A 26,209-nucleotide genomic window follows, 5' to 3' on the forward strand; every position below is an offset into this window, starting at 1 on the left:
CACCGGGGTGCGCGGACGGGCGTTCTCATCCCTTGCCCGGCTTGCGTTTCGTTCCGGCTTTCTTGCCGGCCTTTCCCGCCGGCTTCGCCCGACCCTTGGCCTTGCCGCGCTGGGCGCGGAAGCTCTGCGCACGCCCCGAGAGATTGACCTGGCGGCCGCGCGCGATCGCCATGGCATCGGCCGGGACATTCTCGGTGATGACGCTGCCGGCGCCGACGATGGCGCGGGCGCCGATCGTCACCGGAGCCACCAACGACGTGTTGGAGCCGATCGAGGCGTTGGCGCCCACGACGGTCCGCGACTTGCTGAAGCCGTCATAATTCACGGTAATGGTGCCGGCGCCGATATTGGTGCCACCGCCGATCTCGGCATCGCCGATATAGGTGAGATGGTTCGCCTTGGCGCCCGGCCCAAGCCGCGCGTTCTTCACCTCGACGAAATTGCCGATATGCACGTCCGGTCCGATGGCAGCCCCGGGGCGCAGCCGCGCGAAGGGACCGATCCGGGCGCCGGCGGCGATGCGCGCGCCTTCGATATGGCAGAAGCCCTTGATCTCGACATCGTTCTCGATCGTGACGCCGGGCCCGAAATAGACATGCGGGCCGACCACGACGTCCTGACCGAGCGCGGTGTCATGGCTGAAATAGACGCTCTCGGGCTCCAGCAGCGTCGCACCTCCCTCCATCGCCGCGGCGCGGGCCCGGCGCTGATAGGCCTGTTCCGCCACCGCCAGATCGGCCCGGCTGTTGACCCCCATCAGTTCCTCGACCGGCGCCTCGACCACGGCGCAGGACCAGCCGCGAGCGCGCGCCAGCGCCACGAGATCGGTCAGGTAATATTCGCCTTTCGCATTGTCGTTCCGCAGCTCCTTGAGCAGCGGCAGCACGCGCTCGGCATCGAACGCCATCACGCCGGAATTGCAGAGCGTGATCGCGCGCTGCGGGGGTGTCGCGTCGCGCGCCTCGACGATGGCGTCAAGCCCGCCCGTGGTATTGAGAACCAGACGGCCATAGAAGCCGGGTTCCTCGGGCCGGAACCCGAGGACGACGACGGCGGGATCGTCGGCCTCGTGCCGGCGCTTCAGCATCGCCTCGAGGGTCGCGGTCGCGATGAAAGGCGTGTCGCCGTAGAGCACCAGGAGATCGCCCGAGACGCCTTTGAGCGCGGCACGCGCGGCCGTCACGGCGTGGCCGGTGCCGAGCTGCTCACGCTGGATCGCGACCTGGGCCGGATGGGCCGCCTCGGCCACCGCTTCCATGCCGGGCGCCACCACCAGCACCACCGGATCGCAGCACAGCGGTTTCAACGCCGCCATCACGTGACCGATCATCGGCCGGTTGGCGATCTCATGCATGACTTTGGGCTTGCGCGACTTCATGCGGGTGCCCTTGCCCGCGGCAAGGATGATGGCGGCGGGGCGTGATGTCGGCATCGCGGACGAGAATGAGGTTGGTGCAAAGAGATTGAGGACTGCCGGACTCTAACCGATTCGCGAGACCGGCAGCAGGGCCGCCGAATCTCCAATCTAATGCCGGCCGTTCAAGGATTTGCGCCGACGGCGCGCACCCTGCCACAGGCCGATTCACGTCCCAAGGGACCATGCTGTGGCGGCGATTTCATGGCGCTGACATGGAAAAGCGCGGTCCGGACCTTTCCGCTCGTATTTGCGGAACGCCGCCCCATCGGTGCCTGTCATCAAGAAGCCCCGTCACGAAACTGCTGCAAAAATGGGCAATTGCCTTTGGAACGTGCAGAGAAATGGGGATAACCACCGGATTTCTTTGAGCTTTCTTCAAGCGGGGAAACCAGTCCGAAAGAAAGCGTCGACTATCTTCGGGCTCCGCCTGCAGCCGCCAGCCCGCGGCGCTCGCACCCGAATGAAAATCGATCTCCCCGGACCCTGCCGATGACCAAGGCCCTCGCTCCCATCCCGACATCAGGAAACCCCGACGCCGCCGGCGACACGGCCAATGCCTCGCCCGAGCGGGTTCTCGAGCTGGCCGATGCGGCCGGGCAGATCGCGGCCGAGAAGAGCCGCGCGATCCAGGGCATCACGCGGCAGACCAAGATCCTGGCGCTCAACGCCACCATCGAAGCGGCGCGGGCCGGCGAGGCCGGCAAAGGCTTCGCGGTGGTGGCCGCCGAGGTGAAAAACGTGTCCGCCGAGATCGAGCGGCTGGCCGCGGAGATGCAGACCGGGCTCGCCGGGAGCCTCTCGCAGCTTCATGCGGTCGGCCGACGCATGATCGAGGAGACGCGCGGCCAGCGCCTCGTCGATCTCTGCCTCAACGCCATCGAGATCATCGACCGCAACCTCTATGAGCGCACCTGCGACGTGCGCTGGTGGGCGACCGATGCGGCGATGGTCGAGGCCGCGGCCGATCCTTCGCCGGAGCGCATCGCCCATGCCGAGAAGCGGCTGGCCGTGATCCTCGGCGCCTATACCGTCTATCTCGATCTCTGGCTCTGCAGCCCCGACGGCCGTGTCATCGCGCATGGCCGGCCCGAGCAATATCCCGCCGTCAAAGGCCATGACGTCTCGCGCGAAGCCTGGTTCCGGCAGGCCCTGGCGACCGCCACCGGCGACGACTACGCGGTGGCCGACATCGCGACCTGCGTCCCGCTCCAGAACAAGCCCGTCGCGACCTATGCCGCCGCGGTGCGCGAGGGCGGCGATCTCAAAGGCCGCGTCATCGGCGTGCTCGGCATCCATTTCGACTGGGGGGCGCAGGCCAACACGGTCGTCAAGGGCGTGCGCCTGGCCGAGGAGGAGGCACGCCGCTCGCGCGTGCTGCTGCTCGACCACCATCACCGGGTCATCGCCGCCACGGATGGCCGCGGCCAACTGTCCGAGCGGTTCCCGATCGAGACGGGCGGGCGACCGGCCGGCAGCTATACGGACAAGGAGGGACGCACCGTCGCCTTCCACCTGACGCCGGGCTACGAGACCTATCGCGGCCTTGGCTGGTATGGCTGCATCGTCCAGGACAACGGCACCTCATAGCAGCCCTGCCGCGCACGCGCTGGCCGGCGCCAAGCCTTCGATGCTATGCGAAGGGCCCTTGTCCCTACTGCCAGGCGGAGATGCGCTTGCCGGCCCGATATGACGCGCTTCTGTTCGACCTCGACGGCACGCTGATCGACAGCGCGCCGGACATCGCGCTCGCGCTCAACCGGCTCATGGCCGATTTGGATCGTCCCGAGCTCGACCTGCCGGCGGTGCGCAGCATGATCGGCGACGGCGCCGGCACGCTGGTCGAGCGGGCGCTGACCGCCGCCTCGGTCGCGCATCGGCCGGAGGAGCTGGGCTCCTATCTCAAGCGGTTCCTGGCTCACTACGAAGCCGATCCCGTCCAGCTCACCAAGCCCTATCCGGGCGTGCCCGAGACCCTCGCCGTCTTGGATGCGAAAGGCTTCCGCTGCGCCATTTGCACCAACAAACCGCAGCGCGCGACCGAGATGATCCTGGAGGCGCTCGACCTCGCCCGTTACTTCGATCCCATCCTGGGCGCCGATGCCGTCGCCAACCGCAAGCCGCATCCCGATCATCTGCAGGCCGCGCTCACGGCGATGGGCGCCAAGCGGGAACGCGGTGTGATGATCGGCGACAGCACCAACGACGTGGCGCCCGCCCAGGCCCTCGCCATGCCCGCGATCGTCATGGCTTATGGCTATGGCCGCCGGCCGCTGAGCGCGCTGGGCGCCGACCTCATCCTCGAGGATTTCGCGAAACTGCCCGAAGCTTTGCAGAGCATCGGCGCGATGCGCTGAACGGGCCGGGCCTCGTCCTTACGACAGCCAGTCCGGCGCGATCTCGACGAGCGCCCGCTCCGGATGGGCGGCCAGTTCGTCGAGCCGGGCTGTCTCCCGCTCTTCCACCACGCGCCGCGCCGCCGGCGCCGCCCGCCATCCGTCCCAGGCCGAGGTTACCCGGCCGTTCAGGACGTAATGGTCGCGGATCAGATTGACCTTCATGAACCACGGGCCCGTGACCTCGCCATGGCCGAAGCGATCGGGATCGGCCTTCCCCTGGCGGCAGTCCATCCAGGCTTGTCCGGCGGTCACGAAGGAGCGGCGCGGAACATCCGCGGGATCGAAGCCGATGCGGTATCGATCCTTCAGCAGGTCATCGATCTGCGGGTCGCTTAACCGCCAGAGCCCGCTCCGCCGGTCCCAATATTCGCAGACCCAGTGGTCCTCCCAGTCGTCACCGAAATAGGCGGCGAAGCCGCAGCGCAGCCGCGCCGGCATGCCCTTGCTGCGCAGGACAGCGCAGAGCAGAAGCGCGAAATCCCGACAGGTTCCCATCGCACGCCGGGCCGGCGGCCGGCGGACATCCAGAGGCTGCGCATCGCGCGCGAAGATGTCGCTCAGCCGGTCGGCGACAGGCAGCGTTGTGCGGGAGGCAGTGTGCAGCAGGCTCTCATCCAGCCCGTAGGCGGCCAGCCAATCGGAATGAACCAGCAGGCCCTGAATGATGCCATTGAGGCTGCCGATGTCCGACGGAAGCGCCGCGATCGCGGCCGCATGTCCCGCCGGATCGGACATGGCATTGTGGCCGAGCCACTTCTCGACGCCTTCCATGGTCGAAACGCCTTCTCGCTCCACAGATTCAGATCAGGATGCCACGATGAAAAAATGAACGTCTAGGCCGCGCGCAACTCCTTGGCCAGCTTGTCAGCGCGCTCAATCCTTGCCGTCGACACTTCGTCCTTGGCGATTTCGAGATCGTGGTGCGCTTGAAGATTCATCCAGAACTCAGGCGTCGTCCGGAAGGCACGGCCCAGTAAAATTGCCGTCTCCGCGGTGATGGAGCGCTCTCCGTTGATGATCGACGAAATGCGGTTCGCGGGCAGATCCAATGACACCGCAAGACGATTCGCGCTGATGCCGAGGGGCACCAGAAACTCCTCCTTGAGGATCTCACCCGGGTGGATATGGATCTTCTTATGGACGCTCATCGTTCCGTTTCCTCTCAATGGTAGTCCGCAATCTCGACCTGTTCCGCGTGGCCGTCGACCCAAACAAAGCAAATCCGATAAACGTCATTGATCCGAATGGCGTGCCGGCCCTTTCGCTCCTTCTTGAGAGCTTCGAGCTTGTTATTTGGGGGCGCCTTCAGATCGGAAAGCTTGGATGCAGCATGAATCATGAGCAGCTTGCGCAAGGCCACGCGTTCAAAACTGCGCCATCTCTTATCGCATCCTCTTCCGTGGAAGATATCCTCGGACGCCTTGTCCCTGAATGATTTGATCACAGAATAGTACCTTTTACGTTTTACGTAAATCGTAAAACTACAACGCCCGCAAAACCATCAATTTCAGACCGAAGCGGGGTCTCCAAGAGAGTATTATTATTCATAATAAACTATAAGTTGAAAACATACGAGCGAGAGCGAGCACCCGTTCCGGGGCTTGACTCATCGAGGGAGAAGCAAGTCGGTGTTTTATCGAGGACTTCAGATCACGGCGCCGCGCTGGCGACGGCGGTCGCCTGGACCAGCTCGACGCGCATCAGCCCCATCCGGCTCTGGGCCAGCACACGAACCGGCAGCAGCGGCAGGTCCTTCACCGCGCGGCCCAGCCAGAGATCGGTCTTGGTCGGATAGAAGCTCGAGCTGATCGCGTTGGCCTGAAAACCGGCCACGAGCTCGGCCGTGGCGGCGCAATGGAGCGCCTGCCCTTCATAGGTGGAGAACAGGGTGCGCTCGACCACGTCGGGCCCGACCGAGCTGAAGTTGAGATTGTAGCGCCGCGCGCCGTCGAACACCGGCAGCGAGGTCTCGCAGCCGCCGGTCCGCAAGACGGTATCCACGATCGCGACCGCGGCGCTGAGCGGGTCCATCGTGTGGAGGCCCAGCCCCTGCTCGCGCGCCAGGCGGGCCTCGACGGTGGGTGGGGTGCTCACCGCGTCGACCTGCCCGTCCGGATGATAGGCGATGGTCATGCTTTCATGATTGCCCAGGAGATCCATCTGGCTCTGGTAGCTCGAGGGCAGAACGTTCTTGCTGCCGGCGCCGCCGCGCGCCTCGCCCTGCCACTGGAACGGCACCATCTTGGCGTAGGCGCCCGAGAGGGTGACGGTGGCGGAGATGTTGTAATCCTTGGCCGGGCGCGGGCCTGGTGCCATCTCGATCATGAGATCGATCTGGCCGACCTGGAGGGTGCCCAGATAGCCGTAATAGCTGAGCCGGACCAGGCGGCTGTCCTCGGCCTGCGCCGGGGGAGCGGCAAACCCCAAGGCCAGGGTGGCGAGTACCAGGAGGGTCCTCGTCAGACGGAGCATCGGGCGGCGACCCATGAGCAGCCTCTTCAGCCGGTGTTCCTGCAAAGATCGGCCCTGAAGGGTTAACCCGCAATTGCGGAAAGATCGGGGCAGATTATAGCCACAGGAGCGCCCCGAAAGGAGCGCCGCCGCCAGGGCCCGGGCACCCGGACAAGGCCCTTCCCGGCAAGGCTTTTTTGCCGCAAGCCGGGCCCCGTTGACAGGGGCTGTCGGCTTGGCTTAAAGCTGCGCGCCTTGCGGACGGGGGAGATACCGGCCCCCGACGGCAGGTTCCGCATCTTGGACGGGCGCGTAGCTCAGCGGGAGAGCACTCCCTTCACACGGGAGGGGTCACAAGTTCAATCCTTGTCGCGCCCACCATTTCCTTCCCGACCATTCAAACCAAACTGTCACTGGCCTCCGGCATCGCGCTCTGCCACTGGAGTGTCGCCGGCTGCCCGCGCCGCCCCGCGGGCGGATGACGGCGTCGATGCAAGTCTGGACGAAGGAGTGACCGATGAGGCTCCCGCTTCTTTCGCCTTCCGAACTGAGCCCCGAGCAGCGCCACCTCTATGACGATATGCGCAAGGGCATCGAGACGAACTTCAAGGGCTTCACCGCGATCAGCCCCTCCGGGCAGCTGGAAGGTCCTTGGAACCCCTGGCTGCGCTTTCCCAAATTCGGCAAGCCGGTATGGGAGCTGGTCAAGGCGCTCTCCGCCTCGCCCAGCCTGCCGCGGCCGGTGCGCGAGGTGGCGATCCTGGTGACGGGCGCCCATTTCAAAGCCGCCTACGAGATCTATGCGCATGTGCTGATCGCCGAGCTGCGCGGCATCCCGGACGAGAAGATCGCGACCATCACCGCCGGCCAGCGGCCGACCGATCTCACGCGCGAGGAGGCCATCGCCTATGACATGGCCTCGGCGCTGGTCTCGGGCGGCGTGCTGCCGGGCTTGATCTATCAGCAATCCGTCGCGCAGTTCGGCCTGGATGGCACGGCCGAGCTGATCAGCCTGGTCGGGCTCTATTGCATGGTCTCGGTCACGCTCAACGGCTATGACGTGCCGATACCCGAGGGCTCGCCCGGCAAATAGGCGGGGCGCTATCCCGGGGGCGGGTCGGCCACGGCCCGCTTGTCGGCCCATCTCGCCCGTATCACCGTCAGCCGACGCCGCAGATCCGGCGCCTCGACGATGACGACCAGGAGCAGCAGGCCGCCGCGGACCAGGTTGATCACATAGGCCGGGGTGGCGAGGATCGCGAAGAGGGTCTCGAGAAAGCTCAGCGCCAGGACGCCGATGAGGATTCCGCCGGCCCCGCCGCGCCCGCCCGAGAGCGATGTGCCACCGAGGAGCACGGCGGTCACGGCGAAGATGAAGGGTGCGGAACCCAGATCGGGCTTGGCCGCCGTGGTGCTGTAGGCGAAGAGAGCGCCGCCGAGCGCCGAGAAGACGCTGGAGCAGGTGAAGATGCCGATCAGGATCCGCTCGGTGGGCACGCCCGCCGCGCGGCTTGCCCGGCGATCGCCGCCCAGCGCGCGGATGTCGCGGCCGAGCCGCGTCCATTGCATGAGGGCGCCGACGATCGCGAAGATGGCGATGACGATCAGCGAGCGCGGCGAGAAGATCACGGCGACACCGGAATCGAGCCAGAGGCCGATGTCGTAGTTGCCGTAGGCCAGGGTCTTCTCGTCGGTTGCGATATGGCAGAGGCCCAGCAGGCTGATATAGCCGCCGAGCGTCAGCGGCACCGAACTGATGCCCGACTTGGCGATGATGAAGCCCTGCAGGAAGCCGACCAGAACGCCGCTGAGAACCGCGGCGGCGATCCCGAGAAGCGGCTCGCTCTCGCCGAACTTGACCGCCAGGATGCCGCCCAGCGCATACATCCCGAGGGTCGAGAGGTCGAACTCGCCGATGATGATGGTGAGCCCGACCGCCAGCGCCAGCAGGCCCAGTGTGGACAGGTTCTGGAACGAGTTGTAGACGCCGAACACGGTCATGCTGGCGTCGGAATAGAGCGGCAGCGCCAGCATGCCGATGACGACGGCCGCCAGGATCGCCGGCGGCAGGACGGCGCGGAGGATCCGCTGGCGGTGGCTCGCGGTCCGGGGGCCGGCGCTCATCGCCGCCGCTCCTTCGAGCGCAGGTGAAGCGCCAGGACGAACACCATCATGACGAGGCCCTTGAGCAGGATCTGCGTGCCGGTGCTGTAGCCGCGCAGCAGCACCAGGTCGGTCGCGAAGGCGATGATGATCACGCCGCCGAGCGTCCGCCAGACGGCGCCGCGCCCGCCGGCGATGGCGGCCCCGCCGATGAGGGTGGCGGCGATGGCGTCGTAGTTGAGCGTGCCGCGGTTGAGCAGCAGCGAGGCGCTGTGGTTGAAGGCCGCGAGCAGGATGCCGGTCAAGGCCGCCGTGACGCCGGCCAGGCAGAAGACGCTGGCACCGATCCGGCCCAGCGGGAGCGCCGCCGCGCGGGCCGCGGCCCGGCTCTCGCCCAGCATGTAGATCTCGCGGCCCAGCCGGGTGCCACGCAGGATCAACTCGGTCACGACGACCAGCAGCAGGAGCAGATAGAACCCGAGCGGCAGGCCGAGCGGGGTGATGTTGAGGATGGCGTAGCTGTCCGAGACGGGAGAGATCGTCGTGCCGCCGGATATGGCCACGCTGAGGCCCTCCTGGATCGAGCCCGCGGCGATCGTCACGATGATCGGGTTGGCGTCCCAGGCGCCGATGGCCAGTCCCTGAAGCAGCCCCAGGATGGCGCCGAGCGCCACCGTCATCAGGACGGCTGGCACCAGCCCGAACTGCAGCGCGAAGACGAAGAACATGGCCGTCACGGTTCCCGTCGTCGCCAGCGACATCGAGACGAAGGCGCCGCTGATCATGATGAGGGTCATGCCGATGGCGACCAGGCCCACGAAGGTGGTCGAGGCCAGCACCGCCTGGAAATTCGCGATCGTGAAGAAGCCGGGCGTGGCCGCCGCCAGGCCGACGATGAGCAGCAGGGCCAGGATCCCCACGACCTGCAGCAGCTTCAGCACCAGCGCCCGCGCCCGCCAGGGGGCCGCCGCCTTCGGCTTGATCGCGGTGCTGGCCATCGCCTAGGCCGCTCCCTCGAGGGCCGAATGCGTCATGTCCGCCAGGATCGAGGCGGCATCGACCTCGGCGCGCTGGCGCTCGCTGACGATGACGCCGCCGCGCATCGCGATCACCACATCCGCCAGATGCAGGATCTCGTCGAGCTCGGTCGAGGCGAAGACGACCACGGCCCCTTCGTCGGCGACGCCGCGGATGAGCGCGTGGATCTCGGCCCGCCCGCGGACATCGACGCCGCGGGTCGGCTCGTCGAGCAGCAGGACCTTGGTGTCGGAGCGCCGCAGGCAGCGGCCCAGCAGCACCTTCTGCTGATTGCCGCCGCTGAGGCGCGAGACCGCCTCGGGCAGGCGCTCGGGCTTGATGCCGATCGCCTGGCAGAGCGCGACCGCGACGGCCTTGAGCGCGTCCAGGCGCAGGATGCCGCCGATGCTGAAGGCGCGCAGCCGCGTCGCGGTCAGGTTCGACTGGATCGATTGGCCGAGAAACAGCCCTTCGCCCTTCCGGTCGCCCGAGACATAGGCGATGCCGGCGGCGCTGGCGGCCTGCGGCGATCCCAGCGAGACCGGGCGGCCTTCGAGCCGCACCCGGCCGCTCGCATCCGGCGAAAGACCCGCGATGGCCCGGACAACATCGGCGGTCCCGGATCCGACTTGGCCGGCAAGTCCGTAGATACGGCCGCGCTCGGCCGAAAGATTGACGCCCCGGGTCCGCGCGCCGGTCGAGAGGTTGCGGACCTCGAGCGCGACATCGGCCTGCCGGCCGCGTTCGGCCCTGGGCCTGGCGGTTTCGGGAACGCTGCCCAGCATCATCGCCACCAGATCGCCGCCGCTGATGGCAGAGGTCGGCACCGTGCCGACGCGCTGGCCGTCCCGCATCACCGTGACCCGATGGCAGAGCTCCATCACCTCGTCCAGGCGATGCGAGACGTAGATGGCGGCACAACCCGCTGCCGTCACCTTGCGGATCGCCTTGAACACATGCTCGATATCGACGCTGCTCAGGGTGGCGGTGGGCTCGTCGAGAATGAAGAGACTGGCCTTCCGGCCGAGGGCGCGCGCGATCTCCACGAGCTGGCGCTGCCCCATCGAGAGATCCTCGATATAGGCCTCCGGATCGAGATCGGTCAGGCCGACCGCATCGAGCAGCCCGCGCGCGCGGGAACGGCTCTCGCGGCGGCTGCGGAAAAGAGGCTCGGCGACATTGCCGAGAAAGAGATTGTCCAGGACGGACAGCGCCGGAACGACGCTGAGCTCCTGGTCGACCAGGGCCACCCCCCGCGCCTGCGCATCGCGGGCGGAGGTGAAGTTGGCTTCACCTCCGCCGATCAGGATGCGGCCCTCGTCCGGCTGGAGCAGGCCCGCCAGCATCTTCACGACCGTGCTCTTGCCGGCGCCGTTATGGCCGCAAAGGCCATGGACCTCGCCGGCACGCACCTCGAAGGAGACGTTGCTCACGGCCCGGATCGCGCCGAAGCTCCGCGAGACGCCGTCGATGGTCAGCAGCACCGGCGCCGGGCCGGCGATGGCCGTCTCGGTCTGGGTCAACACTCAGCTCTTCGAGCAGAGTTCCGCATATTTCTCGAGGGTCGGCCCATGGACGCGATATTCGGGCACGATCACCGTCTTCGGCACGGTCTCGCCCTTGAGGAAGGCGATCGCGGTCTCGGCCGTGACGATGCCCTGCGTCCAGGCATCCTCGGTCGCCGTGCCATACATGTCGCCGGCACGGATCGCCTGGATGCCCTCGGCGGTGCAGTTGGTGCCGGTGACGACCAGGCCGTCATTCTTCACGCCCACCTTCATGCCGGCCTGCTTGGCGGCCTCGATGATCGGGATCGCCATATAGTCGGCATCGGCCCGCACGGCATCGACGCCGCCCTGCGAGGCATATTTGGCGAAGAGCTGCTGGGCGATCTTGCCGCTCTGCACCGGATCCCAGTTCGAGTCCTGGACGTCGAGGATCTTGTATTCCGGCGCCGTCGCCATGACCTCCTCGAAGCCCTTCTGGCGGTCCTGCACCATCTGCGAACCCGCGGTGCCGGTGATCACGATGACATTGCCGGACTTGAGGCCCCGCTCCCGCAGGCCGTCGATGAGGTTCTGGGCGGCGAAGCGGCCCAGCGCCGCATTGTCGGCGATCACCTGGAGCGCGATGTCGTCCATGATCGAGGCATCGGCCGGGCTGTCCATATAGAGCACCGGAACGCCCGCAGCCTTCGCCTTCTTGATCGAGGCGATCAGCGACTTGTCGTCGGCCGGCTCGATCATGAGCAGGTCGGGCTTCTGCGAGATAGCCTGGTTGATCTGCTGCACCTCCTGGACCGGGTCGAGATCGCTTTCCAGCACGCTGACCTTGACCCCCGCCCCCTCCAGGCCGGCGACGATGCGCTCGTTGAAGACCTTGCACCAGGGATTGGCCGGGCCGCAGGTGACCAGAATCACCTTCTTGCTCGACAGGTCCGCGGCCTGCGCGGCGCCGACGACGGCCATGGTGGCCAGAACCGACGCAAATCCCAGTTGAAGCAGTCTCGATATCCCCAGCGCCCTTTTCGGCATCTGCATTTCCTCCCTTGTGTTGAGCGCCAAGCAGGACGCCCGCTGTCTCTTTCCCTCGGCCGCCCCGCCCGGGGCGGGACCGTTCATTCGACCGTCACCCGATAGTTCCCGGACGCATCCGCGGTGGCCGTCATCCCCGGCAGCAGCAGGATCGTGGTCGTGCTCTCCTCGATGATCGCCGGCCCGGCGATGGCAGCGCCCGGCGCGCAGGCGGCACCGTCGAAGACCGGGATCTCGGCCATGCCGCCCAGCCGATGGACATAGACCCGGCGCCGCGATTTCGGCGCCGGTACCGGCACGCCTGCCGGGTTCGCCGCAACGGACGCCGTGCGGTGACCGCTGGCGCCGACAGCCGTCACCTTCCAGGTGACGAACTCGACGATATTGCTCTCGTCCTTGATGCCGTAGATGCGCTCATGCATCTGGTTGAAGGAGGCGACCAGGACCGCGAGGTCCTTCGGGCCGATCGAACCGCCCTCGAGATCGAGCGGAACCTCGATCTCCCAGGCCTGGTATTCGTAGCGGCCCATGAAGGCGTATTCGTAAGCACGCTGCGCGGGCGGCACCTGGGCGCGCTCGAAGAAACCGTCGCAGCGCCGCCTGAGGCGATCGAGCAAGCCATTCACGGCATCGGCATCGAACTGGCGGCTGTCGGTGTGAAGGCTGCCCACCGCTTCCCAGCGGATATCCGAGACCAGCCCGCCGAAGGCGCTGAGGCCGGCCGACAGCTTCGGGATCATGAAACTCTTGAGCCCCAGCACGTCGGCCATCTCCGCGATGTGGCAGGCGGTGGCGCCGCCGCCCGAGACGAGGTAGCTGTCGCGGGGATTGATGCCCTCGTTGACGGTGATGTCCTCGATCGCCGCGATCATGTTGTGGTTGCAGGTGGTGTAGATCGCATAGGCCGCTTCGACCAGGCCGACGCCGAGCCGGGCTGCGATCCTGCCCACCGCCTGCTCCGCCAGGTCCCGGCGCAGCTTGATGCGGCCGCCGAGGAAGAAATCGGGATCGATGATGCCGAGCACGACATTGGCATCGGTGACCGTCGCCTCGGTGCCGCCCGCCCCATAGCAGGCGGGGCCCGGCCGCGCCCCGGCGCTGTTGGGGCCGACGCGCAGAAGCCCGCCGACATCGACCCAGGCGACGCTGCCGCCGCCGGCGCCCACCGACCGCACATCGACCTTGGGCAGGCCCAGCAGATCGTGCGGGAAGATCAGGGCTTCCGGCGTGACCACGATCTGGCCGCCGCGGACCGCCGACACGTCGAAGGTGGTGCCGCCCATGTCGACCACGATCACGTCGGGATCGCGGGTCAGGTGCCGGGCCGCGATCGGTGCCAAGGTCGGGCCGGACATGACGCTGTAGATCGGCTTCGCGACGATCTCGTCGGGCGGCATCATGCCGCCGACGCAGTTGGCGATGAGGAGACGGTTCTCGTAGCCCGCCTTCCTCAGCGCCCGGTCGAGCGCGCCGACATAGGCGCCCACCACCGGGCGCAACGAGGCATCGATGGCGGTCGAGATCGTGCGCCGGTATTCGCGCGGGATCGGGTTGACCTCGTGGCTGAGGCTGACGGGCAGCTCCGGCCAAAGCTGCCGGACGATCTCGAGGGCGCGCAGCTCGTGGCTGGGATTGACGATCGACCAGAGCAGGCTGATCGCGATGGCCTCGACCCCGGCCTTGCGGAAATGGGCCACGGCCTCGCGGACGTCGCTTTCGACCAGCGGCGAGACCTCCTTGCCCTGCGCATCGATCCGCCCGCCGACCGGAAAGGTGCGGTTGCGCGGCACAAAGGGATCGGGGAAATCCAGCTTCCAGTTCCAGGGCCGTTTGCGCGGCGCCTCGCGCAGGGTGAGGATGTCGGGATGCCCTTCGGTCGCGATCAATCCGACGGGCGCCGTGTTGCCGACCACGAGCGCGTTGGTCGAGACGGTCGTGCCATGGACGATCGAAGCGACCTCTTTCAGGAAGCCGGACAGGCTCTTGCCGTAATGCTCGGCGGCCACGCCCAGCACGTCCATGAAGCCGCGCTCGAACTCGCCCGGCGTGGAGGGGCATTTCAGGATGCGGGGCGCCTTGCCCGCCTCCATGACCACGCAATCGGTGAAGGTGCCACCGATATCGATGCCGACGCTGTAGGTCATGCCGTCAGCGCGCCCCCGCGCGACGCAGCGCAGCCGTCGCGGCCTCGTCCACGCGATAATCGACGCCGTTGCCGGCGAGCGCCAGCTTCACCCGATAGACGCGCTCGGCCGTCGCCGGGCTGATCCAGCGGCGGTTGACGTCGCGCGCGACGCGGGCGGGCTCGCGCTCGGCGGGGCTGCCATAGCCGCCGCCGGAGCTGGTACGGAAGATCATCCGCTCGCCGGGCCGGCAGGTCTCGATATGGAAGCCCGGCAGCCGCTCCTCCTCGCCATTCGCATGACGCTTCATATTTTGTGACGAGGCGCCGTCGCCGCCGCCCAGCACGCCGCGCGGCCCGTTGATGTCGCCGTCGCTGCAATAGGCGACGCTGAGGTCGCCCGACAGCGAGCGATAGGCGCCCTGCATGGCGGGCGCCCCGTTCCACTGCCCCATGCCGATCGCGTCGCAGGCGACATGGCGGGCTTCGACCAGGATCGGATACATCGCCTCGTCGATCTCGATCGAATCCAGGGCCAGCACGCCGCCGCCATTGGGCGCCTCGTAGGTCAGCCAGCCGTCATGCCCGTTGAGGCCGGGACCGGTCGAAAGCCCGAAGAAGACCATGTTGATGTAGGGCTTGGGCGCACCCCTGCGGTCGTCGAAGCCCGAGACCACGCCCATGTTGCAGCCGAACTCGGTGCCGCCCTCGGCGAGCCCGAAGGGTTTGCCCATCTGCGTGAAGGCGCATTGCACGGCATTGATGAGGCGATCGTTCACGCCCATGGTGGCGTTCGAGGTGCCGGCCGGATAGCTCGGGCGCCCCACGACGCAGCCGTCGCGCAGCATCACCTTGATGCAGCTGGCACTGCCCTCGTTGTGCGGCAGCGTCGGATCGAGATTGTAGAACACGCCGATGCGCGCCCCGCCGGTGGCGCAGGCCTCGGAGAGATTGACGCCGCCGGGGACGCAGTCGGGATTGTCGCGCAGATCGACCGTGACGAGGCCCGCCTCCGGATCGACCGTCACCTTCGCGGTGATCGGGATGCCCTCCTCCGCCACCGTCGGGATCGGATCGTGCCGGACGGTATAAGCGTAGGTGCCCCTGGGGAGCTGACGGATGGCCGCCACCGCCCGGCGATGGCCGTAGGCGATCCATTCCTCGATGAATGTCTTGATCAGGGCCGTGCCGTAACGCTCGCCCAGCTCCTTCAGGCGGCGCTCGCCGGTGCGGCAGGCGCCGACCTGGGCACAATAGTCGCCGTACCAGATGTGGCTCTCGCGGATGTTCTCGCGGCACCACCGGATCAGATCCTTCTTGTCCGCGTAGTTCTCCTGGAAGCGCACGACCGGGATGTGGATGCCCTCCTCGTAGACGGTGCGGAAATAGGCATCCATGGTGGTGGGCAGATGGGCGCCGGTGTCGGCATGGTGCGACCGGGCCACCACCCAGAACATCGGCTCCTCGCCGAAGAAGACGGGCACGCAGAGCGTCATGTCGGCGTGATGCGTCCCGCCGTAATAAGGGCTGTTGGAGAAGAAGGCGTCGCCGGGACGGACATCGTCGAAGAGCCGGGTGATCGGCTTGGTGGTCAGGTCCATCGCCGTCACATGGACCGGCATCGCCTCCTCGACGCAGACCAGGCGGTGATCGTAGGTCAGGAGGCTGCAGGAGAAGTCGCGCGCGTTCGTGATCGCGGTCGAGCGGCTCGCCTTCTTCACGATGTTCGACATCTCGCGAACGATCGATTCGAGGCGGCTCGAGAGCACCGCCAGCAGCATCGGATCGAATGGCGATCCGGCGCGCTCCCCGGCTCCGGTCGGAGCGTTCGACATCCTCAGCGCCTCATCCTGTCCCGTGTTTTATAGATTTGATCAAATCCTAGAGGCCATATAGGGTGATGTCAATCGACAGGATGCGCGGGGTGTCGCGATGGATATTGAACCGGCGCAGGGTCTCGACTGGAATGGCGCGCGAGGAGTCTCGCGGGCAGGTGGCACGCCGCGGGCTTCCGGAGAACAATGAGGCGAGCGGTCGGGCGCGGCATCATGCGCAGGAAAGCGTCGGGGGACATGGCGAAGGCCGCGGTGGAGTCCAAGGGCATCTCGGCGCTCCGGCGCCGTCGGACGCGCGCGGTGCCGCATGGCGAGACGCATGAGGACATCTATGCCCGCCTCAAGCAGGCGATCATGTCGGCGAGCTTCGTGCCGGGCGAACGGCTGATCGTGGCGCGCCTCGCCAAGATCTTCGGCACGAGCCCGATGCCGATCCGCGAAGCGCTCAGGCGGCTCGTGGCCGAGCAGGCACTGGAGAACAACCCCAACCGCGGTGTCGAGGTGCCGACCATGACGCCGACCCGCCTGATGGACCTGAAGCGCGTGCGCTGCGAGATCGAGGGCAAGGCGACGGAATGGGCGGCGACGGCCATCACGCCGGAGGAGCTGCAAGAGCTCGAGACGGTGCAGGCCCGGATGTCGACGATGGCGGAGAAGGGAATTGCGCGCGCCTATCTCGACCGGAATCTCGAGTTCCATTTCACGATCTACCGGGCCGCGAAGATACCGCTGCTGATCCCGATCATCGAGAGCCTGTGGATGCAGGCCGGGCCCTGCCTCAACGCCATGCGCAGCACTTCGACGCTGGGCCTCGGCCTGGATCACCACGAGGCCATGGTGGAGGCGCTGCGGCGGGGCGACGGCAAGAAGGCGCGCGAGGCGTTGCAGCGCGACATCTCCGAAGCGGCCGACATCATCCTGGAGTCGCTCGAGAACGCCGAAGAGCCGGCCGGACCGCCCCGATCCCCGGCGGCAGAGAGGATCGAGCGCGGCTAGCGGCGTCCGTCAGGTCGTGGCGGTATGCACCACCACGCTGCTCTCCACCGCGATATCGTGGCCGCCCGCGTCCTGATAGACGGTATAGGTCGCGGCGTTGCCGCCATAGACGGCACCCAGATGCACGCCGGTCGCGACGGCCGCGTAGCTCGTCCCGGACAGGTCCACGGAATCGGCGGCCGTGCCGCGGACCACCAGATCGACCGCGTGGCCGCCGACCGTTTCGCCCGTGCTGTTGTTATGGGCGAGGTCGAGGACATCGTCCGCATTGAGCGTCACCGCCTGCGCGCCGGCGGCGCGGAGATCGAGAATCTCGATGCCCTGATGGTTGCCCGTGGGCCCTTGGGTGAAGTCCACCGATTGGTGGAGCTCCAGCGCGTCGATCCCGTTGCCGCCGTCATAGACATTGTCGGCATCGCCGAAGACCAGCGTGTCGTTGCCGCCCTCGCCCATCAGCGTGTCGACGCCGGCGCCCTCGCCCGTGTCGTGGCCGCCGCCATCGAGCCGGTCGTTGCCGTCGCCGCCGAGCAGGCGATCGCTGCCGCTGCCGCCGTCGAGGGTGTCGTTGTCGGCGCCGCCGAGCAGCGAATCGCTTCCGCTGCCGCCGAGGATGGAATCGTCGCCATTGCCGCCGTCGATGGTGTCGTCGCCGTCATTGCCGACGACATGCCCGCCCACGACATTGAAGACCCAGTTGCCGTCGGGATCGGTGCCGGGATTGCTCGTCGTCTCCAGCCCGAGCATCTCGCCCTGGTTGCCCGATTGCGGCAGTTCGTAGAAGTCCGAGCCGTCGCCCGAATTCCAGCCGGCGCGGGCCACGACGCCGCCGAGCCCGCCCGAGCCGCCGCTGGCATCGCCGGTCGTCCAGTCGATGTTCTCGTAGCGGAACTCGAAGGAGAAATTGCCGTCGCCGGTGTTCTGGATGACGAGCTGGAAGGCGTTGAGCTTGTCGGTATGGCCGCCGTAATAGCCGACATCGTCCCAGGTGATGACGATGGTGCCGTTCTCGGGATCGAGGCTGTAATAGACCTCGTTGCTGCCCGTCGAGTTCCCGCCCGGGGTCGGCGGCAGATCGTGCGCGCCGCGGGTATCCACATCGGCGAAGAAAGGCGCGATCATCGGGTTGCTGGTCGCGCCCGTGAGCGAGAAGGGCGTGAAGGTACCGAGCGGCGACGCGAAGGTGATGTTGCCGTTGTTGTTGATGTAGAAGCCGGTATAGCTCGTCCCGAAGAAGTTCATGCCGGTGGGGAAGACCGAGCTCACATCGATGAAGCTGGTCGACCCGTCGTCGTTCGGCGCCAGCATGCCTTCGCCGAAGCCCGCGGGCCCGCCCAGCCCGTTGATGAGCGCATTGCCGTCGGTGCCGAGCTCGTGCGTCGCGGCCGCGGCCGCGAACAATTGCGGCGCGTCCTCGCCATTGCCGCCGCCTCCGGCCGGCGTATCGCCGCCGAGCAGCACATCGTTGCCGTCGCCGCCGCTGATGCTGTCATTGCCGTCGCCGCCATGCACCGTGTCGTTGCCGGTGCCGCCGTCGAGGCGGTCGGCGCCCGACGAGCCGACGATCGAATCGTTGCCGTTCTCGCCCGACAGGGAATCGTTGCCCGGACCGCCGACCAGCGTGTCGTTGCCGTCGCCGCCCAGCGCCGTGTCGTCGCCCGGGCCGGCATCGATCGAATCGTTGCCGGGGCCGCCTTCGATCGAATCATTGCCGGCGCCCGCGGACACGGTGTCGTTGCCGCCATTGGCCAGGATGGTGTCGTTGCTGTCCTCGCCCAGGATCAGCTCGTTGTGGGGGCCGCCGACCAGCGTGTCGGGGCCGGGCGTGCCGATGATCGTGTCATTGCCTTCCGAGCCCTGGAGCGTCTCCTGCTCGGGCTGGGAAGGCGGCGTCGGCGGCTCGAAATTGCCCAGGGAGGTGCCGTCGAGCGGATGCGAGCCCAGGGCGGTGCCGGGAAGCCCGCCGAAGCCCGTGTCGAACCCCTCCCCGTTCAAGGCGCCGAACAGCAGGGACAGGAAGGCCGAGTTGAGGCCGCCGCTGTGGAAGGCGCCGCCACCGCCGCCGCCCGCGGCCGTCTGGATGAGATTCTCGAGCTCCGTGCGCCGTTCGTAGCTTTCGTTCTGCAGATCGAGATCGGGATCCATCTGCAGCAGCGGGCCGAAGAGCTGCTGGATCTGCTCGAGCGTCAGCTTGAAGGTCGCCTGCGGCGGCGTCTGCAGGTTGCGCAGGATCGTCGCCTCGAACAGCTCATCGAGATCGACCTGGCCCGCGCTGTTGTAGACGACGACATGGCCGACATGGCCCACGATGTCGCGCAGCAGGGCCAGTAGGAACCCGTTCTCGGTCTGGGAGAACTGGCCGCCCACCGAGGTGCCGCGCACGCCGATCGAGCCGGCGGGCGTGTTGACCGTCATGCCTTCGCCGGGCGCGCCCGCGATCGAGCCGGTCACGAACACGAAGGCGCCCGCCACCGTCAGGTTCATCGAGCTGTCCGACCCGGCCGGGTCGTAGATCAGCTTGTCGATCGTCACCTCGGCATTGCCGCCGAGCATGAAATCGGTCCCGTCCGCGAACCGGATATGCACGCCGCCATCGGGCGCGGTGCGGATCGTATCGTCGGCATAGATCTGGCCGCCGACGCTCAAGTCGGCTTCGCTGCCGTCGGCATGCTTGACGTGGACAGGGCCGTCGGCCGCGGCGACCTGGCCGATCGGCTGGCCTTGTGCCTGCGCCAACTGGACCGCGCGCAAATCAGCGCCGGAGCCGTGAACGGCCGGATCGGCGATTGCGCCGAGCGCTCCCTCTGCCATGCATCACCCCCATGGACCTCGAGCCTGGCCCATGACCCGCGCTCGTCTCCGGGGCCACGATGTCGGTCACGGTGCTTCCCTGTGGAAGCTTTGAGGAGCCTAAGACCGAATTCAATCGCTATTTCATATCTATTGTTAAGATGACGGCGAATTATTGATGGAATTCAATCGGCTTGCTGCCGCTCGATTCTGAATTCTGTGTCATGTCTGAGGCGGCCACGGGGGCAAGGCTCGCCGATCGACGCGCCGGGGCCTGCACGGCCATTTCCTCGCAGACGGATGGGGGGACCCGGCCGGCGGGCGTCAGCGCGCCGGGTGGCGGCGCGTGACCAGCAAGAGAGCCCCGACCAGAAGGAATCCCGCCAGCGAGCCGATCCCCGCCTGCCATTCCTTCAGGAAGAGGCAGAGGCGCTGCAGGACCGTCGGCTCCGGCGGCGTCTCGGCCACGGGCTTCACGAATTCCGCCCAGAGCCCGTTGCCGGCCCGCCGAGCCTCGGCTTCGGCCTGGTCGTAACGATCCGCGAGCTGCGGATCGGCGCCCTTGGCCCGCGTCGCGTAGCGATCGACCGTGCCCAGGCCGGCCAGGAGCATCGCTTCCGACAGATCGACATCGCCGCGCCGGCAGACGGCGAACTTGTGAAGCTGCAGGTCGCGCGCGGCGACCACGCAATGGAGCTTGTTGTCGTCCGCCAGAAGCGCCTCGAGCGCGAGGCGCGCCTTGATTCCGCCGGAAGCCGCCATGGCGGGAATGTCGACCCCGAACAACGTCAGCCTTTCTTCGCCGAGCTGCAGCGTTCCGCCGTCGAGAGCGATGGCGGGCCCTTCGAACTCCTGCGGCGGCGGCGGTGCCAGCGGCGCCATCTCGACGGGCGTCGCCGGCATCGCCGGCGGCACCGGCGGATTGTCGGCGCGCAGCGCGGCGCTCGCCGTCGCGGCGATCGCGCCCGACAGCAGACCAAAGACAAGCTTCGAGGGGAAACGGATGCGGCTCATGGGCCGGCAATCTGCCGACTCACCCCGGGCGGGGCAAGCATTCACGGCACCGTCACGGCCACGTCACAGCCGGGGGACCGGAAGGCCGGCGGTGGCTTTCATCGCTGGGATCTGGGAGCGAGGTGCGCCGGAAGGAACCGGGCCGGCTCGCCCCGTTGTGCTAGGCACGATCCATCAGCCACCGCCGAGGCCGCCGCCGGCGGGTAGGGGGAACCAGCCGGCGGGGTGGGCCAACAGGGAGAGACGGAAGGTGGTCGGTCGACGTGGGCCTTGCACGAGCGGCCGCTTCATCCGTCGAGAGCGAGAGTAGAGGCGCGGCGCTAAACAAACGATGAAACGGGACGAGCAAAGAGAGAAGAATTTTGCCGACAGCACACCGATGTAGTACCGAGCGACATCAATTCGACATCATGAGGATTGATCGAAGAGCCGAGATGCCATCTGAATGACGGACGACAACCTTTTGAGTCCCATTAGAATCTCGCGCGCTGGACAAGGGCGGCTGTCCGCCTATCATCCACGCGGACCTGAAGGCCGCAACGCACGGAACGAAAGAAAGAATGTCATCTCCCACCGACACTGCCGCGATTCACTCGTCACGAAACGCTGACCCGCGAGGAATCCGGCGATGATAGGCGAGGCCCAGCACCGCGCCTTGCTTGAACGTCTCGCCGCGCTCGCCGAAGCGGCCGGGCAGGAAATCCTGCGCCACTATCAGGGGCCCATCGCTGTGACGCGCAAGGCCGACGCCTCGCCGGTCACAATCGCGGACCAGGCGGCGGAAGCGATCATCCTCGAGGCGCTGGCGACGCTGCTGCCCGACGTCCCGGTGGTGTCGGAGGAAGCCAGCGCCGCCGGCCATACGCCGAAGATCGACGAGGGCGCGGATCGGCGCTTCTGGCTGGTGGATCCGCTGGACGGCACCAAGGAGTTCCTGAGCCGCAATGGCGAGTTCACCGTCAATATCGCCCTGATCCAGGGCCGCCGCCCGGTGCTCGGCGTGGTCCATCTGCCGGCTCTCGGCACGACCTATACCGGCAGCGTTCCGGCCGCCGGCGGCCCGGGACTGGCGACGCTCGCTCATCGCGGCGAGCCGCCGAAACCCATCGCCTGCCGTCGGCAGCCGAAGGACGGCGCGATCGTGCTGGCCAGCCGCTCGCATGCCAATGAAGCGGCGCTGCAGGCCTTTCTCTCCAACGAGCAGGTGGCAGCGCTCGAGAATGCCGGCAGCTCGCTCAAGTTCTGCCGGGTCGCCGAAGGACTGGCCGATATCTATCCGCGGCTGGGGCGGACCATGGAATGGGACACCGCCGCAGGCCAGGCCGTGCTCGCGGCCGCCGGCGGCTCGGTGCGGACGATGGACGGGAAGGAGCTCGGCTATGGCAAGCCCGGCTTCGAGAACCCGCATTTCGTGGCGCGCGGGCGAGACGCGTGAACGGGCCTTCGCCGCGCATCCTGTCCCCCACCGACGAAGCCATCGCCGAAGCCGCCGCGCTGCTGGAGAAGGGCGCGCTCGTGGCGCTGCCGACCGAGACCGTCTATGGCCTTGCGGGCGATGCCACGTCGGACAGCGCCGTCGCCGCGATCTTCGCCGCCAAGGACCGGCCGCAATTCAATCCGCTGATCGCGCATTATCCGAGCGCCGAGGCGGCGGCGCGGGACGTGAGCTTCGACCCGCGGGCGCAAGAACTCGCTCGTCGTTTCTGGCCTGGCCCCCTGACGCTGGTGCTGCCGCGCCGCGCCGATTGCCGCGTCAGCCTGCTCGCCAGCGCCGGCCTCGACAGCCAGGCGGTCCGCGTGCCGCGACATGAGGTGGCGCAGCGCCTGCTGGCCAAATTCGGCCGGCCGCTCGCCGCCCCCAGCGCCAACCGCTCCGGCCGCGTCAGCCCGACGCTGCCGCAGCATGTGGCCGAGGAGCTGGGCCACCGCGTCGCGCTCATTCTCGACGGCGGCGCCTGCGCGATCGGAATCGAATCGAGCGTGGTGGCGCTCCTCGGCAATGACGCCGTGCTGCTGCGGCCGGGCGCCGTCACCGAAGAAGAGATCCAAGCCGCGATCGGGCCGCTCGCCCATGCCGGCGAAGCGGGCCAGCCGCGCGGGCCCGGCATGATGGCGAGCCACTACGCGCCGGAGCTGCCCTTGCGGCTCGACGCGACCAGCCTGCGCGACAATGAGGCGTTGCTGGCCTTCGGATCGCAGCCGCTTCCCGGCGCAGCGCTGTCGTTCAATCTCAGCGCTGGCGGCGATCTGCAGGAAGCGGCGGCCCATCTGTTCGCGGCCTTGCGTCAGCTCGACCGAGACGGTCGCTGCCAAGGCCTGAGCGGCATCGCCGCCATGCCCGTTCCCGATCGCGGAATCGGACGCGCCATCAACGACCGGCTGCGGCGCGCCGCGGCGCCGCGTCCCGTTTCCTGACTGCCTTCTCTCGACTCGGGTTGAAGAGCGCTGTTCGCTCCGGCACCGCCCGATTAAGCTTGGCTCACGCCCGACCGGCCCTGGAAGGATCGCGATCATGACGGACTATGTGGCCCCCCTCCCCGACATGCAGTTCGTGCTGAAGGAGATCGCGGGGCTCGATGCCATTGCCAAGCTGCCGGGCTTCGAGGACGCGACGCCCGAGCTGGTCGATCAGGTGCTGACCGAAGCCGGCAAGTTCGCGGCCGGGGTGCTGGCGCCGCTCAACCGTGTCGGCGACGAGGAAGGCAGCCGGCTGGAGAACGGCGCGGTGGTGACGCCGAAGGGCTTCCGGGAAGCCTATGGCGCTTTCGCCGAGGGCGGCTGGAACAGCGTGCCCTTCGAGGCGGAATGGGGCGGGCAGGGCCTGCCCTGGTCGGTCGCCATCGTGCTCCAGGAGATGTGGTCCTCGGCCAACATGTCCTTCGCCCTTTGCCCGCTCCTCAGCCAGGGCGCCATCGAGGCGCTGCAGCGCCATGGATCGCCCGAGCAGAAGGCGACCTACCTGCCGAAGCTGATCTCGGGCGAATGGACCGGCACGATGAATCTGACCGAGCCCCAGGCGGGATCGGATGTCGGCGCCCTGCGCACGCGCGCGGTCAAGGAGGGCGACCATTACCGCATCACCGGCCAGAAGATCTTCATCACCTATGGCGAGCAGGATTTCAGCGAGAACATCGTCCATCTGGTGCTGGCGCGCGTCCAGGGCGCGCCGGCCGGCACCAAGGGCATCTCGCTCTTCATCGTGCCGAAGTTCCTGCCCAAGCCGGATGGCAGCCTCGGTGCCCGCAACGATCTGCGCTGCCTCTCGCTCGAGCACAAGCTCGGCATCAAGGCGAGCCCCACCTGCGTGATGGCCTATGGCGAGACCGACGGCGGCGCCATCGGCTTCCTGGTGGGCGAAGAGCAGCGCGGCATGGAATACATGTTCACGATGATGAACAATGCGCGGCTCAGCGTCGGGGTCGAGGGGCTCGCGATCGCGGAGCGCGCGCTGCAGCAGGCGCGCAGCTATGCCCGCCAGCGCGTGCAGAGCCGCGCGGTCGATGCGAAGGGCGGCGAGCCTTCGACGATCATCCATCATCCCGACGTGCGCCGCATGCTGATGACGATGCGGGCCCTGGTCGAGGCGATGCGCGCCCTCACCTATCTGAACGCGGCCGAGCTCGACCGGGCGAAGCGCGCGACGGATGAGGCGGCGCGGACCAAGGCGCTCTTGCGCGCGGAGCTGCTGACGCCGCTCTCGAAGGCCTGGAGCACCGATCGCGGGGTCGATGTCGCCTCGCTTAATATCCAGGTCCATGGCGGGCTGGGCTTCATCGAGAGCACGGGTGCCGCCCAGCATCTTCGCGATGCGCGCATCGCGCCGATCTACGAGGGCACCAACGGCATCCAGGCGATCGATCTGGTCGGCCGCAAGCTCGGCCGCGATCAGGGTCAGGCCATGACGGCGCTGATCGAGGAGATGCGCGCCGATGCGAAGGCGCTCGGCGCCGAAAGCGACAAGGATCTCGCGGCCATTGCCGCCTCGCTCGTCGCAGCCATCGAGCTTCTCGCCGGCACCACGCAATGGATCGTGGAGCGGCTGAAGAGCGGCCTGCCGCAGGTGCTGGCGGGAGCGATGCCCTACTTGGAACTGGCCGGGCTCACGGTCGGCGGCTGGCTCCTCGCGCGGCAGGCCCGCGCGGCGCGCCGTCAGCTCGCCGCGGGCACATCGGATCACGGTTATCTGTCAGCAAAGATCGCGACGGCCCTTTTCTATGGCACCAATCTGCTGCCGCGCGCGCATGGATTCGCCGCCGCCGTGACGGCCGGTGCCGACAGCACCTTGCGCCTGGCACCCGATCAGCTCTGATCGTTCAACGGTTTCCGACCGAATGTGACAGCGCGGGGCGTTCGCCGGCAGGTGAACCCTGCTTGCACCGGTAAGTGGGCCGAAATTGGTTCAGGCGGTATGGTTCCGGCTTGCCAAGCGCCAGCCTTCCGCGCTTTCATTCTCGCGGCAAAGAGGCGCCGGAACGGATCACCGCAACCGGCGCCAGGAATTCCAAGGGAGGGTTTACCATGGCGAAAGGCTTCAAGGCCCTCGCCGGCGCTGCGACCGTCATTGGCGGCCTGGCGTTGGCGACGGGATGGGCGGCGTCGGCCAAAGCCGAGGTTCCGGAATCGACGGACCCGATCAAGATCGCGCTGTTCGACTGGACCAGCGTGAACATCAACGCGAAGATCCTCGGCACCATCCTCACCAAGCTCGGCTACAATGTCGAATATCCGACGGCCGACTATCTCTCGAGCCTCACCACCGGTCTCACCAACGGCGACCTGACGGTCGGCCTCGAGTTCTGGGACACCACCGCGGGCGAGGCCATGAAGGCGTCCGATGCGACCGGCCAGACGGAAAAGCTGGGCGCGCTCGGCCCCAAGGCCAAGGAAGAGTGGTGGTATCCGCTCTATATGAAGGAGAAGTGCCCCGGCCTGCCCGACTGGAAGGCGCTGCTCGATCCGAAATGCGCGGAGGCCTTCTCGACGCCGGAGACGGCGCCGAAGGGTCGCTATCTCGGCGGCCCGGTGACCTGGGAAGGCTTCGACGATGAGCGCGTCGAGGCGCTGAAGCTGCCGTTCGTGGTGGTGCATGCCGGGACCGATGCCGCGATGTTCGCCGAGCTCGATTCCGCCTATCAGCGCAAGGCGCCGATCATGCTCTGGATCTATTCGCCGCACTGGGCACCCGCGAAATACCAGGGCGAGTGGGTCCAGTTCCCGGAATACACGCCCGAGTGCTACAACGACCCGAAATGGGGCGTGAACCCCGACCTGGCGCATGATTGCGGCAAGCCGCATGGCGAGATCTGGAAATACGCCTGGGCCGGCATGAAGGACAAATGGCCGGTCGCCTACAAGGTGGCCAAGGCCTATGTCATCGATGTCAACGAGCTGAACAAGATGAGCGGCGAAGTCGATCTCGACGGCAAGTCGATCGACGACGTGGCCGCGGCCTGGGTCGATTCCCACGAATCGACCTGGAAGGCGTGGGCCCAGTAAGTCATTGAGCCGATCCGAAAGCGCCCGCGCCAGCGAACGCC

General features: G+C 67.4%; 20 protein-coding genes, 1 tRNA gene and 1 pseudogene. 9 read left to right on the plus strand and 13 right to left on the minus strand.

Translation table 11 applies throughout. The annotated features are described in order from the left end of the window. Nucleotides 1–25 precede the first annotated feature (25 nt). Entirely contained in the window at nucleotides 26–1,432 is a 1,407-nt protein-coding gene (gene glmU / locus FRZ61_RS18170) for a bifunctional UDP-N-acetylglucosamine diphosphorylase/glucosamine-1-phosphate N-acetyltransferase GlmU (RefSeq protein ID WP_151119059.1), read from the minus strand. Nucleotides 1,433–2,050: 618 nt separating this feature from the next. Between glmU and FRZ61_RS18175 the strand changes: the two are divergent. Continuing rightward, a pseudogene (locus FRZ61_RS18175) lies at nucleotides 2,051–3,004 on the plus strand (methyl-accepting chemotaxis protein); the annotation flags it as partial. A gap of 86 nt (nucleotides 3,005–3,090) precedes the next feature. Further along, nucleotides 3,091–3,771 carry a phosphoglycolate phosphatase gene (gph, locus tag FRZ61_RS18180; protein WP_225308881.1) on the plus strand — a complete coding sequence of 227 codons (681 nt, stop codon included), beginning with the start codon at nucleotides 3,091–3,093 and terminating at the stop codon, nucleotides 3,769–3,771. A gap of 18 nt (nucleotides 3,772–3,789) precedes the next feature. Here gph and FRZ61_RS18185 read toward each other — a convergent pair whose 3' ends face one another. The 4 genes from FRZ61_RS18185 to FRZ61_RS18200 form a co-directional block, all read right to left on the minus strand. Further along, nucleotides 3,790–4,584, minus strand: coding sequence for a transglutaminase domain-containing protein (locus FRZ61_RS18185; protein ID WP_151119062.1), 795 nt, complete (start codon nucleotides 4,582–4,584; stop codon nucleotides 3,790–3,792). A gap of 62 nt (nucleotides 4,585–4,646) precedes the next feature. Then, nucleotides 4,647–4,961 (minus strand): HigA family addiction module antitoxin, encoded by a 315-nt coding sequence (locus tag FRZ61_RS18190; RefSeq protein ID WP_151119063.1) that lies wholly within the window; start codon nucleotides 4,959–4,961, stop codon nucleotides 4,647–4,649. A gap of 14 nt (nucleotides 4,962–4,975) precedes the next feature. Continuing rightward, nucleotides 4,976–5,257, minus strand: a complete 282-nt coding sequence (locus FRZ61_RS18195; RefSeq protein WP_151119064.1) for a type II toxin-antitoxin system RelE/ParE family toxin — start codon at nucleotides 5,255–5,257, stop codon at nucleotides 4,976–4,978. 206 nt (nucleotides 5,258–5,463) lie between these two features. Further along, nucleotides 5,464–6,285 carry a DUF3108 domain-containing protein gene (locus FRZ61_RS18200; protein ID WP_191909092.1) on the minus strand — a complete coding sequence of 274 codons (822 nt, stop codon included), beginning with the start codon at nucleotides 6,283–6,285 and terminating at the stop codon, nucleotides 5,464–5,466. Nucleotides 6,286–6,570: 285 nt separating this feature from the next. On the opposite strand from FRZ61_RS18200, the gene FRZ61_RS18205 reads away from it, so the two are divergent. Together FRZ61_RS18205 and FRZ61_RS18210 are read left to right on the plus strand one after the other, a co-directional pair. Then, nucleotides 6,571–6,645: transfer RNA gene (locus FRZ61_RS18205), tRNA-Val, on the plus strand. A gap of 136 nt (nucleotides 6,646–6,781) precedes the next feature. Beyond that, entirely contained in the window at nucleotides 6,782–7,357 is a 576-nt protein-coding gene (locus tag FRZ61_RS18210; RefSeq protein WP_151119066.1) for a carboxymuconolactone decarboxylase family protein, read from the plus strand. A gap of 8 nt (nucleotides 7,358–7,365) precedes the next feature. Here FRZ61_RS18210 and FRZ61_RS18215 read toward each other — a convergent pair whose 3' ends face one another. From FRZ61_RS18215 to FRZ61_RS18240, 6 genes are all read right to left on the minus strand, one after another. After that, the gene (locus FRZ61_RS18215) at nucleotides 7,366–8,388 is read right to left on the minus strand and encodes an ABC transporter permease subunit (RefSeq protein WP_151119067.1); all 1,023 of its coding nucleotides are present in this window, start codon (nucleotides 8,386–8,388) and stop codon (nucleotides 7,366–7,368) included. Next, a complete protein-coding gene (locus FRZ61_RS18220; RefSeq protein ID WP_151119068.1) occupies nucleotides 8,385–9,365 on the minus strand; it encodes an ABC transporter permease in 981 nt (326 codons plus the stop codon). Before FRZ61_RS18220 ends, FRZ61_RS18215 begins: the two co-directional genes overlap by 4 nt. Nucleotides 9,366–9,368: 3 nt before the next feature. After that, entirely contained in the window at nucleotides 9,369–10,907 is a 1,539-nt protein-coding gene (locus FRZ61_RS18225; RefSeq protein ID WP_191909093.1) for a sugar ABC transporter ATP-binding protein, read from the minus strand. A gap of 3 nt (nucleotides 10,908–10,910) precedes the next feature. Further along, nucleotides 10,911–11,918, minus strand: coding sequence for a sugar ABC transporter substrate-binding protein (locus FRZ61_RS18230; protein WP_225308882.1), 1,008 nt, complete (start codon nucleotides 11,916–11,918; stop codon nucleotides 10,911–10,913). 83 nt (nucleotides 11,919–12,001) lie between these two features. Further along, nucleotides 12,002–14,062: a hydantoinase/oxoprolinase family protein gene (locus FRZ61_RS18235; protein ID WP_151119071.1), complete on the minus strand. Its 2,061-nt coding sequence runs from the start codon at nucleotides 14,060–14,062 to the stop codon at nucleotides 12,002–12,004. A gap of 4 nt (nucleotides 14,063–14,066) precedes the next feature. Further along, nucleotides 14,067–15,875, minus strand: a complete 1,809-nt coding sequence (locus FRZ61_RS18240) for a hydantoinase B/oxoprolinase family protein (protein ID WP_151119072.1) — start codon at nucleotides 15,873–15,875, stop codon at nucleotides 14,067–14,069. 237 nt (nucleotides 15,876–16,112) lie between these two features. Here FRZ61_RS18240 and FRZ61_RS18245 point away from each other — a divergent pair, with 237 nt between their 5' ends. Next, on the plus strand, nucleotides 16,113–16,871 hold the full coding sequence (locus FRZ61_RS18245) for a GntR family transcriptional regulator (protein WP_191909095.1): 759 nt from the start codon (nucleotides 16,113–16,115) through the stop codon (nucleotides 16,869–16,871). 9 nt (nucleotides 16,872–16,880) lie between these two features. Here the strand turns inward: FRZ61_RS18245 and FRZ61_RS18250 are convergent, their stop codons facing one another. Both FRZ61_RS18250 and FRZ61_RS18255 read right to left on the minus strand, forming a co-directional pair. After that, nucleotides 16,881–19,679: a nidogen-like domain-containing protein gene (locus FRZ61_RS18250; RefSeq protein ID WP_151119074.1), complete on the minus strand. Its 2,799-nt coding sequence runs from the start codon at nucleotides 19,677–19,679 to the stop codon at nucleotides 16,881–16,883. Nucleotides 19,680–19,982: 303 nt separating this feature from the next. Beyond that, nucleotides 19,983–20,672: a thermonuclease family protein gene (locus tag FRZ61_RS18255; RefSeq protein WP_151119075.1), complete on the minus strand. Its 690-nt coding sequence runs from the start codon at nucleotides 20,670–20,672 to the stop codon at nucleotides 19,983–19,985. 628 nt (nucleotides 20,673–21,300) lie between these two features. Here FRZ61_RS18255 and cysQ point away from each other — a divergent pair. The 4 genes from cysQ (at nucleotide 21,301) to FRZ61_RS18275 (ending at nucleotide 26,168) form a co-directional block, all read left to right on the plus strand. Further along, nucleotides 21,301–22,107: a 3'(2'),5'-bisphosphate nucleotidase CysQ gene (cysQ, locus tag FRZ61_RS18260; RefSeq protein ID WP_151119076.1), complete on the plus strand. Its 807-nt coding sequence runs from the start codon at nucleotides 21,301–21,303 to the stop codon at nucleotides 22,105–22,107. Beyond that, nucleotides 22,104–23,087, plus strand: coding sequence for an L-threonylcarbamoyladenylate synthase (locus FRZ61_RS18265; protein ID WP_151119077.1), 984 nt, complete (start codon nucleotides 22,104–22,106; stop codon nucleotides 23,085–23,087). Before cysQ ends, FRZ61_RS18265 begins: the two co-directional genes overlap by 4 nt. A 97-nt stretch (nucleotides 23,088–23,184) precedes the next feature. Beyond that, nucleotides 23,185–24,981, plus strand: a complete 1,797-nt coding sequence (locus tag FRZ61_RS18270) for an acyl-CoA dehydrogenase (protein ID WP_151119078.1) — start codon at nucleotides 23,185–23,187, stop codon at nucleotides 24,979–24,981. A 209-nt stretch (nucleotides 24,982–25,190) separates the two neighbouring features. Then, nucleotides 25,191–26,168: an ABC transporter substrate-binding protein gene (locus FRZ61_RS18275; RefSeq protein ID WP_151119079.1), complete on the plus strand. Its 978-nt coding sequence runs from the start codon at nucleotides 25,191–25,193 to the stop codon at nucleotides 26,166–26,168. Nucleotides 26,169–26,209: the final 41 nt, after the last annotated feature.

Origin of the sequence: Hypericibacter adhaerens, assembly GCF_008728835.1 — a bacterium.
Classification (GTDB): domain Bacteria; phylum Pseudomonadota; class Alphaproteobacteria; order Dongiales; family Dongiaceae; genus Hypericibacter; species Hypericibacter adhaerens.

Coding starts and splice junctions, on each gene's coding strand:
- glmU (WP_151119059.1), bottom strand. CDS start 1,432: ATGCCGACATCACGCCCCGCCGCCATCATCCTTGCCGCGGGCAAGGGC.
- FRZ61_RS18185 (WP_151119062.1), bottom strand. CDS start 4,584: ATGGAAGGCGTCGAGAAGTGGCTCGGCCACAATGCCATGTCCGATCCG.
- FRZ61_RS18190 (WP_151119063.1), bottom strand. CDS start 4,961: ATGAGCGTCCATAAGAAGATCCATATCCACCCGGGTGAGATCCTCAAG.
- FRZ61_RS18200 (WP_191909092.1), bottom strand. CDS start 6,285: ATGCTCCGTCTGACGAGGACCCTCCTGGTACTCGCCACCCTGGCCTTG.
- FRZ61_RS18210 (WP_151119066.1), top strand. CDS start 6,782: ATGAGGCTCCCGCTTCTTTCGCCTTCCGAACTGAGCCCCGAGCAGCGC.
- FRZ61_RS18215 (WP_151119067.1), bottom strand. CDS start 8,388: ATGAGCGCCGGCCCCCGGACCGCGAGCCACCGCCAGCGGATCCTCCGC.
- FRZ61_RS18220 (WP_151119068.1), bottom strand. CDS start 9,365: ATGGCCAGCACCGCGATCAAGCCGAAGGCGGCGGCCCCCTGGCGGGCG.
- FRZ61_RS18230 (WP_225308882.1), bottom strand. CDS start 11,918: ATGCCGAAAAGGGCGCTGGGGATATCGAGACTGCTTCAACTGGGATTT.
- FRZ61_RS18235 (WP_151119071.1), bottom strand. CDS start 14,062: ATGACCTACAGCGTCGGCATCGATATCGGTGGCACCTTCACCGATTGC.
- FRZ61_RS18240 (WP_151119072.1), bottom strand. CDS start 15,875: ATGTCGAACGCTCCGACCGGAGCCGGGGAGCGCGCCGGATCGCCATTC.
- FRZ61_RS18245 (WP_191909095.1), top strand. CDS start 16,113: ATGGCGAAGGCCGCGGTGGAGTCCAAGGGCATCTCGGCGCTCCGGCGC.
- FRZ61_RS18250 (WP_151119074.1), bottom strand. CDS start 19,679: ATGGCAGAGGGAGCGCTCGGCGCAATCGCCGATCCGGCCGTTCACGGC.
- FRZ61_RS18255 (WP_151119075.1), bottom strand. CDS start 20,672: ATGAGCCGCATCCGTTTCCCCTCGAAGCTTGTCTTTGGTCTGCTGTCG.
- cysQ (WP_151119076.1), top strand. CDS start 21,301: ATGATAGGCGAGGCCCAGCACCGCGCCTTGCTTGAACGTCTCGCCGCG.
- FRZ61_RS18270 (WP_151119078.1), top strand. CDS start 23,185: ATGACGGACTATGTGGCCCCCCTCCCCGACATGCAGTTCGTGCTGAAG.
- FRZ61_RS18275 (WP_151119079.1), top strand. CDS start 25,191: ATGGCGAAAGGCTTCAAGGCCCTCGCCGGCGCTGCGACCGTCATTGGC.